This window comes from Plantactinospora sonchi (genome assembly GCF_036422035.1).
Classification (GTDB): Bacteria; Actinomycetota; Actinomycetes; order Mycobacteriales; family Micromonosporaceae; genus Plantactinospora; species Plantactinospora sonchi.
In genome coordinates, this window is the sequence record NZ_JAZGQK010000011.1 from 103,559 (window position 1) to 118,797 (window position 15,239).

A 15,239-nucleotide genomic window follows, 5' to 3' on the forward strand; every position below is an offset into this window, starting at 1 on the left:
TGTCAACATGTTGTCTACTTCCGGCGGGAATCCGGGATCCGATGCCAGAAATCGTTACGCCGAGAAACAACACGGAAATTCGGGAGGTGTAGTGCCCACTTCGGCAGCCACCGGGCAGGACGCCCCGGAGGCGGGATCGCCCGCCGCACTCCGGGTCCGGAACCTCGACGTCACCTTCACCAGCCGCCGTGGCGAGGTTCCGGCCGTACGCGGGGTCGACCTCGACGTCAACGCCGGCGAGGTGCTCGCCCTGCTCGGCGAATCCGGCTCCGGCAAGTCGGTCACCGCCCGTGCCGTGATGGGCCTGCTCGACGGGCCCGGCGTACACGTCCGCGCGGACGACGTACGGGTCGCCGGAAACGACCTGAACAGCCTGCGCCCGGACCAGGTCCGCGCGCTGCGCGGCGAGACCATGGCCCTGGTCTTCCAGGACGCGCTCTCCGCGCTCAACCCCGTGCTCTCCATCGGCGACCAACTCGGCGAGGTGTTCCGGATCCATCGCGGGCTCTCCCGCCGGGCCGCCCGGGCCGAGGCCGCCGAATTGCTCCGGCTGGTCGGCATCCCGGCCCCGGACCGCCGGGTACGCGACTACCCGCACCAGTTCTCCGGCGGCATGCGCCAGCGGATCCTGATCGCGATGGCGGTGGCCCTCGGCCCCCGGCTGCTCATCGCCGACGAGCCGACCACCGCGCTCGACGTCACCGTGCAGGCGCAGATCCTCGACCTCGTCGACCGGCTGCGCACCGAACTCGGCATGGGCGTCCTGCTGATCACCCACGACCTCGGGGTGGCCGCCGAGATCGCCGACCGGGTCGCCGTGATGTACGCCGGCCGGATCGTCGAGACCGGCACCGTGACCGAGGTACTGGACGGACCGGCGCACCCGTACACGGCGGCCCTGCTGCGTTCCGTACCGGACCTGGAACAACCGGGCGACCGGCTGCGGCCGATCCCGGGCAGCCCGCCGAACCTGCTCGCGCTGCCCACCGGCTGTGCCTTCCACCCGCGCTGCGACCGGGTGGGCGAACAGTGCCCGACAACCCGCCCGGAACGGCGGGCCCTGACCGCGCCGGGTCGGACCGCCGCCTGCCACTACGCCGAGGAGGCCGTTGATGCCACCGTCTGACCACCCGGCCGCCTCCGACCGGCCGACCGCGCTCTCCGCCTCCGCCGGTCCGAACACCGGCGGCCCGCTGACCCCCGCCGGTACGCCCACCCGGGGCGAACCGCTGCTGGTCGCCACCGGGGTCCGCAAGTCGTACCGGGCCGGACGGAGTCTCGGCGGCCGGTCCCGGGTGCACGCGGTGGACGGGGTGGACCTGAGCGTCGCCGCCGGGGAGACCCTCGGGGTGGTCGGCGAGTCCGGCTGCGGCAAGTCCACCCTGGCCCGGCTGCTGGTCGGGCTGGAACGCCCGGACGCCGGCCAGGTCCGCTACGCCGGCACCGAGGTCGGCACCGCCCGGGGCACCCGACGGCGTGAACTGCGGCGCGCGGTGCAGATGGTCTTCCAGGACCCGGTCACCTCGCTGAACCCCCGGATGCCGATCCTGGACGTGGTCGCCGAACCGCTCGACGTGCACCGGCTGGTCCGGGGCCCCGTCGCCCGCCGGGACCGGGTCGCCGAACTGCTGGACATGGTCGGACTGGCGCCGGACATGATGCGCCGCTTCCCGCACGAGTTCTCCGGCGGGCAGCGACAGCGGATCGGCATCGCCCGGGCGCTGGCCACCGAACCCCGGGTGGTCGTCTGTGACGAGCCGGTCTCCGCGCTCGACGTCTCGGTACAGGCGCAGGTGGTCAACCTGCTCGCCGAACTGCAACAGCGGCTCGGCATCGCCCTCGTCTTCATCGCCCACGACCTCGGCGTGGTACGCCACGTGTCGCACCGGGTCGCGGTGATGTACCTGGGCCGGCTCGCCGAACTCGGCCCGGCGGCGACGGTCTACCAGGAGCCGGCCCACCCGTACACCCGGGCGCTGCTCGGCTCGGTGCCGGTCCGGCACCCGCGCGAACGGGGACGTCAGCGGATCGTGCTCGCCGGTGACCCGCCCAGCCCGGTCGACCCACCGGCGGGCTGCCGGTTCCACACCCGGTGCCCGATCGCCCAGGACGTCTGCCGCCGCGAGGAACCGGTGCTCCGCCCGCCCGGCGACGGTGCCGCCGAGGGACACGTCTCCGCCTGCCACTTCGCCGGCGCGCCGGTTCCGGTCGGCCCGGCGGCCTGACCCCTGTCCGGTGGCCCGTACGCTGTCACAGCGTGGCCGCAGACCTGCTCGGCCCGGCGGAGATCCGGGAACTCGCCGCCCGCCTGGGCGTCGCGCCGACGAAGAAGCTCGGCCAGAACTTCGTGCACGACCCGAACACGGTCCGACGGATCGTCACCGCCGCCGGGCTGACCCCGGCGGACGTGGCACTGGAGGTGGGGCCGGGCCTCGGCTCGCTCACCCTCGGGCTGCTGCCGGTGGTCGGACACGTGCACGCCGTCGAGATCGACCCGACGCTGGCCCGGGCCCTGCCCGAGACGGCGGCCCGGCACACCGGGCCGGGCGGTGTCGACCGGCTCACCGTGCATTCCGCCGACGCGCTGCGGATCACCGCCGCCGACCTGGGCGAGCCGGCGCCGACCGCGCTGGTCGCGAACCTGCCGTACAACGTGGCGGTGCCGGTCGTCCTGCACCTGCTCGCCGAGCTGCCGAGCCTGCGGCATGGGCTGGTGATGGTGCAGAAGGAGGTCGCCGACCGGTTGACCGCCGGGCCCGGCTCGAAGACCTACGGCATTCCGTCGGTGAAACTCGCCTGGTACGCCGACTCCCGCCCCGCCGGCCGGGTACCGCCGAACGTCTTCTGGCCGGTGCCGAACGTCGACTCCGGCCTGGTCGCCTTCACCCGACGGGAGCCGCCCCGGGACGACGTACCCCGGAAGAGCGTCTTCGCGGTGGTCGACGCGGCGTTCGCGCAGCGCCGCAAGACGCTGCGGGCCGCGTTGGCCGGCTGGGCCGGCGGCCCGGACCGGGCGGCCGCGGCGATCGTCGCCGCCGGGGTGGATCCCGGCGCCCGGGGCGAGGCGCTGACCGTCCACCAGTTCGCCGCGATCGCCGCGTCGGCTCCGGGCCCGTCCTCGGCCGTTGAGTAGGCTGACGGCGAGTCCCCCGAGGAGGTGTAGGCAATGACGGCGCAGCCGGTCGACCCCGCCGCCCCGCGTGCGTGTTCGCCCGACCCGCTCCGCCGGCGGCCGGTGACCCGCACCGTCGGTGACCGGTACGCGTCCGCCGCCGAGTTGGTGCCGGCGAAGCCGTCCGACGGCCGGCCGAGCGTCCGGGGCGTCGGCCGGTGACCGAGGCGTGGGGCCCCGACGACGAGGACGAGCGGCCACGGCGGCGGCCGCCCGGTCCGGTCCGGGTACGCGTCCCGGCGAAGATCAATCTGCATCTCGGCGTCGGCCCGCTCCGGCCGGACGGCTTCCACGAGCTGAACACCGTCTACCAGGCGATCTCGCTCTACGACGAGCTGACCGCCCGACGCGGCGACACCCTCACCCTGACCATGGAGGGCGAGGGTGCCGGTGAGCTGGCGCTGGACGAGACGAACCTGGTGATCCGGGCGGCCCGGGCGCTGGCCGCGTACGCCGGGGTGCCGGCGTACGCCCGGCTGCACCTGCGCAAGCAGATCCCGCTCACCGCCGGACTCGCCGGCGGCAGCGCCGACGCCGCCGCCACCCTGGTCGCCTGCGACGCGCTCTGGGGCACCGAACTCTCCCGCGACGAACTCGCCCGGATCGCCGCCGGGCTCGGCTCCGACATCCCGTTCCTGGTGTACGGCGGCACAGCCCTCGGCACCGGCCACGGCGAGACGATCAGCCCGATCCTGGCCCGTCCGGTCACCTGGCACTGGGTGGTGGCGATCGCCGACGGCGTCCTCTCCACCCCGGCCGCCTACCGCGAACTGGACCGGCTCCGGGCCGAGCATGCCGCACCGCCGCCGCTGCGCAACGCGGACGCGCTGCTCGCCGCGCTGCGTGGCCGGGACCCGGCACGGCTCGGCCGGGCGCTCGGCAACGACCTGCAGGCCGCCGCCCTGGCGTTGCGCCCCGCCCTGGCCGAGACGCTGAAGGCCGGCGAGGCGGCCGGCGCGCTCGCCGGCATCGTCTCCGGATCCGGCCCGACCTGCGTCTTCCTCGCTCCGGACGCGGCCGAGGCGGAGCGGATCGCGGACGAACTGCGCGCCTCCGGCACCTGCCGGACGGCCCGGACGGCGTACGGGCCGGTGCCCGGGGCCCGGACCGGTACGGGAGCCGGATGACGGCCGCCCGGCGCCCGTGACTACGGTCTGACCCATGGCCAACATCGTCAACCTGGACCGGGTCTCCAAGGGCTACGGCGCGGCGGGGCAGCTGCTCACCGACGTCTCCCTCGGCCTCGAGGACCTGGATCGGATCGGGGTCGTCGGGCTCAACGGCGCCGGCAAGTCGACCCTGCTGCGGTTGTTGACCAAGACGGAGGAGCCGGACAGCGGTCGGGTGACGCACCGGCGTGACCTGCGGGTCGCCTGGCTGCCGCAGACCCTCTCCCTCGATCCCGGCGCCACCGTACGGGACGTGGTGCTCGGCACCGCCTGGCTGGACGAGGGCTTCGGCGCCGAGCACGAGTGGGCCGGCGACGCCGGGGTACGGGCGATCCTCGACGGGCTCGGCATGCCGTACCTCGGTCTGGACCAGCCGGTCGGGCCGATGTCCGGCGGCGAGCGGCGCCGGGTGGCGCTGGCCGCGTTGCTGGTCCGGACCGCCGACCTGGTGGTGCTGGACGAGCCGACCAACCACCTGGACGTGGCCGGGGTCGACTGGCTGGCCCGGCACCTGGTCGGCAAGCGGGGCGCGCTGGTGGTGGTCACCCACGACCGGTGGTTCCTGGACGCGGTCTGCACCACCACCTGGGAGGTCGGCGACCAGACGGTACGCAGCTACGAGGGCGGTTTCGCCGCATGGACGCTGGCCCGCGTCGAACGGGAACGGGTCGCCGCGGCCACCGAGGCACGCCGGCAGAACCTGCTGCGCAAGGAGATCGCCTGGCTGCGCCGGGGCCCGCCGGCCCGGACCTCGAAGCCGAGGTTCCGGATCGACGCGGCGAACGCGCTGATCGCGGACGTGCCACCGCCCCGGGACTCGGTGTCGCTGCAGCGTCTGGCCACCGCCCGGCTCGGCCGGCAGGTGTACGACCTGACCGACGTGACCCTGAAGGCGGGGGAGAAGCTGATCCTGGCGGATCTGACCTGGCAGGTCGGCCCGGGTGACCGGATCGCGATCGTCGGCGCGAACGGGGCCGGCAAGACCACCCTGCTCCGGCTGCTCGCCGGTACCCGGGAACCGGACCAGGGGCAGGTGAAGGTCGGTTCCACGGTCCGGACCGCGTACCTGTCCCAGGAACTTGCCGAACTCCCCGGTGAGCTGCGGGTGCTGGAGGCGGTCGAGGAGGTGGCCCGGCGGGTCGTCTTCGGCGACCGGGAGATCGCCGCGTCCCAACTCGCCGAGATGTTCGGCTTCGACGACCGCCGGCTCTGGACCCCGGTCTCCGACCTGTCCGGTGGGGAGCGGCGCCGGTTGCAGCTGCTCCGGCTGCTCGCCGCCGAACCGAACGTGCTGCTCTTCGACGAACCGACGAACGACCTGGACACCGACACCCTGGCCGCGCTGGAGGACCTGCTCGATTCCTGGCCCGGTACGTTGATCGTCGCCAGCCACGACCGCTACCTGGTCGAACGGGTCACCGACGTGGTGTACGGCATGTTCGGCGACGGGCAGCTGGTGCATCTGCCCGGCGGCATCGAGGAGTACCTGGCCCGGGCCCCCGGCCACGCCGCCGCCGCGGCGGGACGGGACCGGGTCGGCGGCGCGCCTGCGGTGGCGACGACGCCGGACGGGGCCGGCACCGGGTTGTCCGGTGGTGAACTGCGGGCCGCCCGCAAGGAGCTGACCCGGCTGGAGCGGCAGATCGGGAAGTTGGAGCAGCGCGAGGCGACGCTGCACGACCAGCTCGCCACGTACGCGACCGACTACAACAAGGTCGCCGAACTCGACGGCCAGCTCCGGGCGGTTCGGGCCGAGCGGGAGCAGACCGAGGAGGCGTGGCTCGCGCTCGCCGAGCAGGTGCCGGAGAGCTGACCAGGGCGGTCAACGGTGCCCCGACTGTTGCCGGCGACACGGCGTCGGGGGTGTGCTGCGTCGCGCGGACGGCATACGGGAGAATCTGCCCCGACCCTGACTCGTACGGCGTTGGAGGCTCTGACACCATGGCGCACTTCCCCGTCAACCACCCCGCGCGGCCGGTGTACCGGGTGATCGCCGGGCTGACCGCTCTCTACCTGGTGGCTTTCGGCGCCCTCGGCATCCTCGAGACCAGCGGCGGCGAGTTCCTCGCCCAGGATGACACCCTGGTGCTGGGCCAGGGCACCAATCTCGGCAACTCGCTGCTCTCCGTGGTGTTCGGGGTGCTGATCCTGCTCGCCACCGTGATCGGCCGCAACGTCGACGCGTTCGCCAACAAGTGGTTCGGCTACCTCTTCATGGCGCTCGGTCTCGCCACCCTGGCCACCCTGCGCACCGACGCGAACTACCTCAACCACAGCCTGGCGACGTCGATCGTCAGCATGGTCATCGGCATCGTGCTGCTGCTGGCCGCGATGTACGGCAAGGTCGGCTCCGAGGACGAGCAGAAGGCCTGGCAGCAGGCTCGCCTGGTGCTCTGACCCGGGAGGACGCTGATCCGCCGGCCGGCTCCGGTCGGCGGTGAATGTCCATTCGCCGCGTGATCCCCCTCTGCCTGGGCGACAATCCATGAGGAAGCCGCCCATTTCACACTGAGGAGGGGCCGTGGCGCACATTCCGGTCAACCACCCGGCCCGGCCGGTCTACCGGGCGATCGCCGGGCTCGTCGCGCTCTACATCCTGGCCTTCGGCGTCTTCGGGCTGGTCGAGACGGCCGGCGACGACCTCTTCAGCCGGGGCAGCCACTGGGTGCTCGGACTCCGGACCAACCTGGCCTTCTCGCTGGTGTCGGTGGTCTTCGGGCTGGTGGTGCTCTTCGGCACGATCCACCGGGGCAACCTCGGTCACCTGATGAACCTCGCGGCCGGTGTGGTCTTCCTGCTCACCGGCCTGGTGATGATGAGCGTGCTGCAGACCGGGTCGAACATCCTCAACTTCTCGATGTCCACGGTGATCGTGTCGCTGATCTTCGGCCTGCTGTTCCTCGCCACCGGCCTGTACGACAAGGTCGGTCCACCGGCACACGCCGAGGTCGAGGAGGAGATCCGGGACAGTACGTCGGCCCGCCCCGGACGCTGAGTCCTTGCCTCGGTAGGGGTGGGCCGGGCGACCCGCTCTGGGCGGTCAGGCTTGATCCCGTCGCGGGGCACCCGGCCCCACCCGGCCGGGCTCCCGATCGTGCACAGCCGCGCGAACTCTCCGGTTGGCGGAGGTCGACTCAGCGGGTCGGGCGGGTCAGCAGGGTCGGCTTGGCCTCGAGGTGGGACAGGCCGTTCCAGGCCAGGTTGACCAGGTGCGCCGCCACCGTCTCCTTGCGGGGCTTGCGTACCTCCAGCCACCACCGGCCACTCAGCGCCACCATGCCGACCAGGGACTGCGAGTAGAGCTCGGCGAGCTTCGGGTCGTACCCACGGGTCTTGAACTCGGCGCCCAGGATGTGCTCCACCTGGTGTGCCACGTCGTTCATGACACTGCTGAAGGTGCCGGTGGCGGAGAGGACCGGGGACTCCCGGACCAGCACCCGGAACCCGTCGGTCTCCTCCTCGATGTAGTCGAGCAGGGCCAACGCCGCCTGTTCCAGCAGTTCGCGGGGGTGACCGGCGGTGAGCGCGGCGGCGACCCGGTCGAGCAGGGCGCGCACCTCCCGGTCGACCACCACCGCGTAGAGGCCCTCTTTGCCGCCGAAGTGCTCGTAGACGACCGGCTTGGAGACCTTCGCCCGGGCCGCCACCTCCTCGATCGAGGTCGCGTCGAAGCCGCGTTCGGCGAAGGCCTGCCGCCCGATGGCGATCAGCTGCTCGCGGCGCTGTGCCGCGGACATCCGTACCCGGGAACCGGTTTTGGGGGATGGGGGCGTCGGAGCCGGGAGTTGTCGACGGGTGACGCCACGACCGGTGCTGGGGCGCTCTGTCACCGCGTCATCCCGTTGCCGTCCCGTGGTGCCGCCGCGTCGACCTGTGTCGTCCCGGGTGGTGCCCTCGCTGCGCTCGGTCACCTGGCCATCCTGCCAGGCAGATGCCCGGGGCAGGATGGCCTGGCGCGGCGGCGGTCACTGCGGCGGGGCCGCTTTGACTAGTTTCGCGGCGATCCGCTCGGGCTTCGGCCACCGTACGTCGTACGCCGCACCGGCCTTCTCGAAGAGCCAGATCGCCCGGGCGGTGATGTCGATCTGACCACGCAGTACGCCGTGTCGGGCGCAGGTCGGGTCCGCGTGGTGCAGGTTGTGCCAGCTCTCCCCGAAGGAGAGGATGGCCAGCGGCCAGAAGTTCGCCGCCCGGTCGCCCTGACGCATCTCGAACGGCCGCTCGCCGTAGACGTGGCAGACCGAGTTGATCGCCCAGGTGATGTGGTGCAGCAGGGAGACCCGGACCAGGCCGGCCCAGAAGAACGCGGTGAGCGCACCCTGCCAGGACCAGGTGACCAGGCCACCGACAACCGCCGGGGCGAGCAGCGAGATCGTCACCATCAGCGGGAAGAGCCGGTCCACCCGGTTGATGTCCTTGTCGGCGATCAGGTCGGGGGCGAACCGGTCGCGGTTGGAGAGCTCCCGGTTGAACAGCCAGCCGACGTGCGCGTGGAACAGCCCCTTGGTCAGGCCCCAGACGCTGGAGCCGAACCGCCACGGCGAGTGGGGGTCGCCCTCGAGGTCGGAGAAGGCGTGGTGCCGGCGGTGGTCGGCGACCCACTGGATGATGCTGCCCTGGATCGCCAGCGAGCCGGCGACCGCGAGGGTGACGCGTAGCCACCGCTTGGCCTTGAAGGATCCGTGCGTGAAGTAGCGGTGGAAACCGACGGTGATGCCGAGTCCGGCCACCACGTACCACACGGCCGTGATCGCGATGTCGGTCCAGGTCAGCCACCCGCCCCAGGCCACCGGTACGGCCGCGAGCAGGGCGATGAAGGGGATGGTCACGAAACACCAGAGGGCGAAGAGGATGCCCTTGGACTGGGCGCCTTCGGTGAGTGGCTTGGGGCCCTTTTTCGCGGCGGAGGCCGGCGGTTCGAGCAGGACGGACGACATGGCACCTCGCTGGAGCGTAGGGGGGTGATCGGTAACTTACGCCTACGTCACCGTAACCTACGCCCTCGTAGTCTGCCATGGATGCGAACCTGAAATTCCGCTGTCAGTCATCGACCGACTCTGTCGTACGCCGGTACTGATCCGCTGCTCATGGTCGATCTGTGGGCGCTGCCGGAAGGGCGACGCGCGGCGTGCGGGTGGACCCGCTCGACCGGGTTCCGGCGCCTCGGCCAGGCGCCGGTCCGGCCCGGGGCGGGCACCGGAGCCGTCCGGGTGGTACCCCGCGTCCGGAGGGCGAAACGGCCGGACGCCGGTCGCCGCCTACCAGGCGTAAGGATCCGGACGTCGGTCGCTCTTCCTGGGCGGGAGGATCCGGTCGCCGGGTGCCGGGCGGAAGGATCCGGACGTCGCGCCGCCTGCCGGCCGGGCGTAAGGATCATGCGGGGGATAAGCGATGAGGATCGGGAGCCGGGGCGGTAGGGTGTAGATGCTCTCGTACCAAGTGGAAAATTGTCCCTTTTGGTCGGTCCCGGGTCGTCTAATGGCAGGACGTCAGGTTTTGGTCCTGATTGTAGGGGTTCGAATCCTCTCCCGGGAGCTCCGTTCCTCGCGGCCGGTGCCTGGTTAGCATGAGGCCGCAGACTGCCACTCGTCCCGACGGGAGCAACCTCGTGTCCCAGCCCCGCCTCCGCACCGTCGTCGTCCTCGCCGCCGGTGAGGGCAAGCGGATGAAGTCGGCGTTACCCAAGGTGCTGCACCCGATGCTGGGCCGTACCCTGCTCGGCCACGTCCTGGCTGCGGCTGGGCCGCTGGCCGCGGACCGCACCCTGGTGGTGGTCGGCCACGGCGCCGACCAGGTGACCGCCCACCTGGCCGGGATCAGCCCGGACGCCGAACCGGTGTTGCAGGCCGAGCAGCGGGGCACCGGCCACGCGGTGCGCACCGCCCTGGAGAGCGTGCCGGAGTCCGCCGGCACCGTGGTCGTGCTCAACGGCGACGTGCCGCTGCTGCGCCCGGAGACGGTCACCGGGCTGGTCGCCGCGCACGAGTCGGCCGGAGCGGCGGCGACCGTGCTGGCCGCCGAGGTCGCCGACCCGACCGGGCTGGGCCGAATCGTGCGGGGGCGGGACGGCCGGCTGGAGCAGATCGTCGAGGAACGGGACGCGAGCCCCGCCCAGCGCGCCGTGCGCGAGATCAACGCCGGCATCTACGCCTTCGACGCGGCCCTGCTCCGCAACGCGCTGGGCAAGCTGTCCAGTGACAACGACCAGGGCGAGGAATACCTGACCGACGTCTTCGGTCTGCTCGTCGCGGCCGGCGAGACGGTGGCGGTGCACCTGGCACCGGACGCCGTCGAGACCCTCGGCTGCAACGACCGGGTGGAACTGGCGGCCCTGCGCCGGCTGCTGCGCGACCGGGTCAACGAGGGCTGGATGCGGACCGGCGTCACCCTGCTCGACCCGGCCACCACCTGGATCGACGTCACGGTCACCCTGGACCGGGACGCGGTGGTCGACCAGAACAGCCAGTTGCAGGGGCTGACCACGGTCGGCGCGGGTGCCACTGTCGGGCCGGACACCACCCTGGTCGACACCACGGTCGGGGCCGGCGCCACCGTGCTGCGGACGCACGCGGTCGGCGCGGAGATCGGCCCGGAGGCGAGCGTCGGGCCGTACGCGTACCTGCGGCCGGAGGCGACACTGCGGCGCAAGGCGAAGGTCGGCACCTTCGTCGAGGTGAAGAACTCCGAGATCGGCGAGGCGGCCAAGGTGCCGCACCTGAGCTACGTCGGGGACGCCACCATCGGGGCCCGGGCCAACATCGGGGCCGCCACGATCTTCGTCAACTACGACGGGGTGTCGAAGAACCGCACCGTCGTCGGTGAGGCGGCGTTCATCGGCTGCGACACCAGCCTGGTCGCCCCGGTCGAGGTGGGCGCCGGGGCGTACACGGCGGCGGGGAGTGCGATCACCGCGGACGTACCACCGGGGGCGCTCGGGGTCACCCGGGCCCAGCAGCGCAACATCGAGGGCTGGGTGCTGCGGCGCCGCGCCGGCACCAGGTCGGCCGAGGCGGCGGAGCGTGCCGCACGGGAGGCGGGCGGCGCAAGTGAAGGTGAGGCACTCCACGGGCCGTCCGTTGCGGGTGGCAGCGACCCGGCGGCGGGGGATACTGCAACCGAATAGTCTCTGGCCCAACGCCGGGTGACCCACCGACAAACGGGAGCAGACGAGCCGATGGGCAGCATCGTCGCCGAAAATCGTAAGAGTCTGATGCTCTTCTCCGGCAGGGGATTTCCGGAGCTGGCAAAGGAGATCGGTGAGGTGCTCGGCGTGGCGCCGACGCCCGCCGACTCGTACGAGTTCGCCAACGGCGAGATCTTTGTGCGCTTCAAGGAGTCGGTACGTGGTTCCGACGCCTTCGTCGTCCAGTCCGTCACACACGGCGTGAACAAATGGGTCATGGAGACCCTGATCATGATCGACGCCCTGAAGCGTGGTTCGGCCAAGCGGATCACCGTGGTGCTGCCGTTCTATCCGTACTCCCGGCAGGACAAGAAGCACCGGGGTCGGGAGCCGATCTCGGCCCGGCTGGTCGCCGACCTGATGAAGACGGCGGGCGCCAACCGCATTCTCACCGTGGACCTGCACACCGCGCAGATCCAGGGGTTCTTCGACGGGCCGGTGGACCACCTGTTCGCGATGGACATCCTCGCCGAGTACGTGCAGCGCAAGTACGCCGGCCGGCCGATGACCGTGGTGGCACCCGACTCCGGCCGGGTACGCGTGGCGGAGCGCTGGACCGACCGGCTGGGTGGTTGCCCGCTGGCCTTCATCCACAAGACCCGTGACCCGTTGAAGCCGAACCAGGTGGTGGCCAACCGGGTGGTCGGCGACGTCGAGGGCCGGGTCTGCCTGATCGTCGACGACATGATCGACACGGGTGGCACCATCTGCAAGGCGGCCGAGATCCTGCACGAGTCGAAGGCCGCGGATGTGATCGTCGCCTCCACCCACGCGCTGCTCTCCGACCCGGCGACCGAGCGGTTGAAGAACAGCCGGATCAGCGAGGTGGTGGTGACCAACACGCTCCCGCTGCCGCCGGAGAAGCAACTCGACAAGATCACCGTGCTGTCGATCGCGCCGCTGCTGGCCCGGGCCATCCGTGAGGTGTTCGACGACGGGTCGGTGACGACCCTCTTCGGCGGCCTGAGCTGACCGTTGCCTCGGGCGGTCCGGACCTTCCCGGTCCCGGAGGTGCGGTCCGCGCCGCTGTGACCCGGTCCGGACCGATCCCTTTTCGCGATTCCTGCGACGACAGGCTGGCCAGGTGGGGACCGCCTGAAGCCCGGATCGTGGTTCGGGTAGACTGGTGCGGTTGCCACGGCGAGGGTGCCCTGCGGGCCGCTGAGCAAAGCGCCGCACGGACGTACCGTCATCGACGCGGTGCTCCGGGCAGTGGTCACCACGCAAGCGCCCCAGCGAGCCCCTCGCCCAGCACCGCCAATCGCCAGCCGACGTAGCGCCGCAGTGACCGTATCAGGAGTCTTCCCGTGTCCGAGGTAAAGATCAGCGCCGAGCCCCGTACCGAGTTCGGCAAGGGTGGTGCCCGTCGTACCCGCCGGGCCGGAAAGGTGCCCGCCGTGCTGTACGGCCACGGCGAGAAGCCCAAGCACATCGCGCTGCCCGCGCGTGAGTTCGCCGCCGCCATCCGGCACGGTGGCGCCAACCAGCTGTTCGCGATCGAGATCAGCGACGGCACCCAGGCCCTCGCCCTGCCGAAGGCCATCCAGCGTGACCCGATCAAGGACACCCTGGAGCACATCGACCTGATCCTGGTCCGGCGTGGCGAGAAGGTCACCGTCGACGTCCCGGTCCAGCTCACCGGCGAAGCGGCCCGGGACACCCTGGTCGTGCACGAGAACAACACGCTCTCGGTGACCGCCGAGGCCACCCACCTGCCGGAGGGCTTCGAGGTCTCGATCGAGGGCCTCGAGGCCGGCTCCCAGGTGACGGCGGCGGACGTACGCCTGCCGCAGGGCGTCGAGCTTGCCGCCGACCCGGAGCTGCTCATCGCGCTCGTGACCGCCGCGCCGACCGCGGAGCAGATGGCCGCCGAGGCCGGCGAGGAGCCGACCGAGGAGGCCGAGGAGGAGGCCGGCGCCGAGGGCGAGGGTGCCGAGACCGAGGGCGCCGAGGGCGAGGCGGCTCCGGCTCAGGCCTGACCGACATCGGTGTGACAGGCGCCCCCGGACCGTTCGGGGGCGCCTGTTTCCGTACCGCGCGGCGCCGAGTTCCCGGACCGTCGGCAGGCGGCGCGGTGCCCGGGACGGCAGTACAGGGAGAAGGACATGGCGGACGAGGTTCAGCCGTGGCTGCTGGTCGGACTCGGCAACCCCGGCAAGGAGTACGCGCGGCACCGGCACAACGTCGGCTTCATGGTCGCCGACCTGCTCGCCGACCGGATCGGGGCGAAGTTCGGCCGGCACCGCCGGTCGGTCGCGGAGGTGGCCGAGGGGCGTCTCGGGCTGGGTGGACCCAAGCTCGTGCTGATCAAACCGCTGACGTACATGAACCTCTCCGGCGGTCCGGTCGCGGCACTGGCGCAGTTCTACAAGGTGCCGCCGGCGCAGGTGGTCGCGGTGCACGATGAGCTGGACATCCCGTACGGGCAGCTGCGGGTGAAGTTGGGCGGGGGCGAGGGCGGGCACAACGGGCTCCGCTCGATGTCGAAGTCGCTGGGGACGAAGGACTACCTGCGGGTCCGGTTCGGCATCGGCCGCCCGCCGGGGCGGCAGGACCCGGCGGACTTCGTGCTCTCCGACTTCTCCTCCGTCGAGCGCAAGGAGCTGGAGTTCCTGGTGGACCGCGCGGCGGACGTGGTGGAGTCGGTGGTCACCCGGGGCCTGGAGTGGGCGCAGAACGCGTACCACGGCGGCTGAGCGTACGGACCGCCCGGTGTGGCGGACCGCTGAGCCGCTTCTCCGACCCGTACGGCCGGTAGTCTTTTGCCGCGGGTGAGGAGGCTGACAGTGACCATGCGGTATCCGACGGCCGGTGCTGCCGGCGTACCGGGAGCGCGCTGATGGCCGCGCCGCCCGTGATCGACGGAGCCTTCGCCCGCTGGTTGGCCGCTCGGGCCGGCCAGGCGCTGCTGGACCTGCGGGCCGAGCTGGGGTACACCGATCCGGGCGCGCTGAAGGCGGCCGGTGACAAACTCTCGCACGACCTTCTCCGTGCCGAACTGGCCCGGTGGCGACCGGCGGACGCGGTGCTGTCCGAGGAGGACGAGGGTTCCCGGCTGGCCTGGGCCGCCGGTGCGGAGCCGACGGTGGCGCCACGCCTGCGGGCCGACCGGGTGTGGATCATCGACCCGCTGGACGGCACCCGGGAGTTCGCCGAGGAGGGCCGGTCGGACTGGGCGGTGCACGTGGCGCTCTGGGCCCGCCGGGCGGGGAGCCCGCACAGGTTGGTCGGCGGGGCGATCGGGCTGCCGGCGCAACACCGGGTGCTCGCCACCGACCAGCCGCCGGCGTACCCGCCGTTGAAACTCGCGGTGGCGAGCGGCGCGGACGGGGCCGGTCGGCGGATCCGGCTGGCGGCGAGTCGCAGCCGTCCTCCGGCGTTCCTCGCCGACCTCGCCGAGGAACTCGACGCCGAGCTGGTGCCGATGGGATCGGCCGGCGCGAAGATCGCCGCCGTGATCGGTGGCGAGGTCGACGCGTACGTCCACGCCGGCGGCCAGTACGAGTGGGATTCGGCGGCACCGGTTGCTGTGGCGACGGCCACCGGACTCTTCGCTTCCCGTATCGATGGATCCGCGCTGGAATACAACAAGGCCGATCCCCGGCTCCCCGACCTTGTGGTGTGCCGTAAGGATCTTGCCTCCCGGTTGCTCGCAGCGCTGCAGCACCACCTCCGGGTACCCTAGGTCGGGTCTCTTGACTTGACCGATCGGAAA

Annotated in this window: 15 protein-coding genes and 1 tRNA gene; 14 read left to right on the forward strand and 2 right to left on the reverse strand. The window is 72.0% G+C overall.

Features of this window, described 5'->3' with window-relative positions:
- Positions 1-91 precede the first annotated feature (91 nt).
- From V1633_RS13640 to V1633_RS13675, 8 genes are all read left to right on the forward strand, one after another.
- Positions 92-1,126: an ABC transporter ATP-binding protein gene (locus V1633_RS13640; RefSeq protein ID WP_331214648.1), complete on the forward strand. Its 1,035-nt coding sequence runs from the start codon at positions 92-94 to the stop codon at positions 1,124-1,126.
- 67 nt (positions 1,127-1,193) lie between these two features.
- Positions 1,194-2,225 carry an ABC transporter ATP-binding protein gene (locus V1633_RS13645; protein ID WP_407952015.1) on the forward strand — a complete coding sequence of 344 codons (1,032 nt, stop codon included), beginning with the start codon at positions 1,194-1,196 and terminating at the stop codon, positions 2,223-2,225.
- Positions 2,226-2,257: 32 nt separating this feature from the next.
- Positions 2,258-3,133, forward strand: a complete 876-nt coding sequence (rsmA, locus tag V1633_RS13650) for a 16S rRNA (adenine(1518)-N(6)/adenine(1519)-N(6))-dimethyltransferase RsmA (protein WP_331214650.1) — start codon at positions 2,258-2,260, stop codon at positions 3,131-3,133.
- A gap of 33 nt (positions 3,134-3,166) precedes the next feature.
- Positions 3,167-3,334 carry a hypothetical protein gene (locus tag V1633_RS13655; RefSeq protein WP_331214651.1) on the forward strand — a complete coding sequence of 56 codons (168 nt, stop codon included), beginning with the start codon at positions 3,167-3,169 and terminating at the stop codon, positions 3,332-3,334.
- The gene (locus V1633_RS13660) at positions 3,331-4,299 is read left to right on the forward strand and encodes a 4-(cytidine 5'-diphospho)-2-C-methyl-D-erythritol kinase (protein WP_331214652.1); all 969 of its coding nucleotides are present in this window, start codon (positions 3,331-3,333) and stop codon (positions 4,297-4,299) included. The genes V1633_RS13655 and V1633_RS13660 overlap by 4 nt, the downstream gene beginning before the upstream one ends.
- A gap of 34 nt (positions 4,300-4,333) precedes the next feature.
- Positions 4,334-6,154 carry an ABC-F family ATP-binding cassette domain-containing protein gene (locus V1633_RS13665; protein ID WP_331214653.1) on the forward strand — a complete coding sequence of 607 codons (1,821 nt, stop codon included), beginning with the start codon at positions 4,334-4,336 and terminating at the stop codon, positions 6,152-6,154.
- A gap of 128 nt (positions 6,155-6,282) precedes the next feature.
- On the forward strand, positions 6,283-6,738 hold the full coding sequence (locus tag V1633_RS13670) for a DUF4383 domain-containing protein (RefSeq protein ID WP_331214654.1): 456 nt from the start codon (positions 6,283-6,285) through the stop codon (positions 6,736-6,738).
- A 124-nt stretch (positions 6,739-6,862) separates the two neighbouring features.
- Complete coding sequence (locus V1633_RS13675) at positions 6,863-7,336, forward strand: DUF4383 domain-containing protein (RefSeq protein WP_331214655.1); 474 nt, start codon at positions 6,863-6,865, stop codon at positions 7,334-7,336.
- A 139-nt stretch (positions 7,337-7,475) separates the two neighbouring features.
- Here V1633_RS13675 and V1633_RS13680 read toward each other — a convergent pair whose 3' ends face one another.
- Positions 7,476-8,078 (reverse strand): TetR/AcrR family transcriptional regulator, encoded by a 603-nt coding sequence (locus tag V1633_RS13680; RefSeq protein WP_331214759.1) that lies wholly within the window; start codon positions 8,076-8,078, stop codon positions 7,476-7,478.
- Between the two features lie 228 nt (positions 8,079-8,306).
- Entirely contained in the window at positions 8,307-9,278 is a 972-nt protein-coding gene (locus tag V1633_RS13685; protein WP_331214656.1) for an acyl-CoA desaturase, read from the reverse strand.
- A 527-nt stretch (positions 9,279-9,805) separates the two neighbouring features.
- Between V1633_RS13685 and V1633_RS13690 the strand changes: the two genes are divergently transcribed.
- The 6 genes from V1633_RS13690 to V1633_RS13715 all read left to right on the forward strand — a co-directional run bounded on the left by V1633_RS13690 (position 9,806) and on the right by V1633_RS13715 (position 15,209).
- Positions 9,806-9,876 (forward strand) — tRNA-Gln (locus tag V1633_RS13690).
- 31 nt (positions 9,877-9,907) lie between these two features.
- Positions 9,908-11,464 carry a bifunctional UDP-N-acetylglucosamine diphosphorylase/glucosamine-1-phosphate N-acetyltransferase GlmU gene (gene glmU / locus V1633_RS13695; RefSeq protein ID WP_331214657.1) on the forward strand — a complete coding sequence of 519 codons (1,557 nt, stop codon included), beginning with the start codon at positions 9,908-9,910 and terminating at the stop codon, positions 11,462-11,464.
- Positions 11,465-11,515: 51 nt separating this feature from the next.
- Complete coding sequence (locus V1633_RS13700) at positions 11,516-12,496, forward strand: ribose-phosphate diphosphokinase (protein ID WP_331214658.1); 981 nt, start codon at positions 11,516-11,518, stop codon at positions 12,494-12,496.
- A 335-nt stretch (positions 12,497-12,831) separates the two neighbouring features.
- Positions 12,832-13,503, forward strand: coding sequence for a 50S ribosomal protein L25/general stress protein Ctc (locus V1633_RS13705; protein WP_331214659.1), 672 nt, complete (start codon positions 12,832-12,834; stop codon positions 13,501-13,503).
- Positions 13,504-13,629: 126 nt separating this feature from the next.
- Positions 13,630-14,220: an aminoacyl-tRNA hydrolase gene (pth, locus tag V1633_RS13710; protein WP_331214660.1), complete on the forward strand. Its 591-nt coding sequence runs from the start codon at positions 13,630-13,632 to the stop codon at positions 14,218-14,220.
- Between the two features lie 143 nt (positions 14,221-14,363).
- Entirely contained in the window at positions 14,364-15,209 is an 846-nt protein-coding gene (locus V1633_RS13715; protein ID WP_331214661.1) for an inositol monophosphatase family protein, read from the forward strand.
- The last annotated feature ends 30 nt before the right edge of the window (positions 15,210-15,239 follow it).

Coding starts and splice junctions, on each gene's coding strand:
- V1633_RS13700 (WP_331214658.1), top strand. CDS start 11,516: ATGGGCAGCATCGTCGCCGAAAATCGTAAGAGTCTGATGCTCTTCTCC.
- V1633_RS13655 (WP_331214651.1), top strand. CDS start 3,167: ATGACGGCGCAGCCGGTCGACCCCGCCGCCCCGCGTGCGTGTTCGCCC.
- V1633_RS13680 (WP_331214759.1), bottom strand. CDS start 8,078: ATGTCCGCGGCACAGCGCCGCGAGCAGCTGATCGCCATCGGGCGGCAG.
- V1633_RS13685 (WP_331214656.1), bottom strand. CDS start 9,278: ATGTCGTCCGTCCTGCTCGAACCGCCGGCCTCCGCCGCGAAAAAGGGC.
- V1633_RS13670 (WP_331214654.1), top strand. CDS start 6,283: ATGGCGCACTTCCCCGTCAACCACCCCGCGCGGCCGGTGTACCGGGTG.
- V1633_RS13665 (WP_331214653.1), top strand. CDS start 4,334: ATGGCCAACATCGTCAACCTGGACCGGGTCTCCAAGGGCTACGGCGCG.
- V1633_RS13715 (WP_331214661.1), top strand. CDS start 14,364: ATGGCCGCGCCGCCCGTGATCGACGGAGCCTTCGCCCGCTGGTTGGCC.
- glmU (WP_331214657.1), top strand. CDS start 9,908: ATGAGGCCGCAGACTGCCACTCGTCCCGACGGGAGCAACCTCGTGTCC.
- pth (WP_331214660.1), top strand. CDS start 13,630: ATGGCGGACGAGGTTCAGCCGTGGCTGCTGGTCGGACTCGGCAACCCC.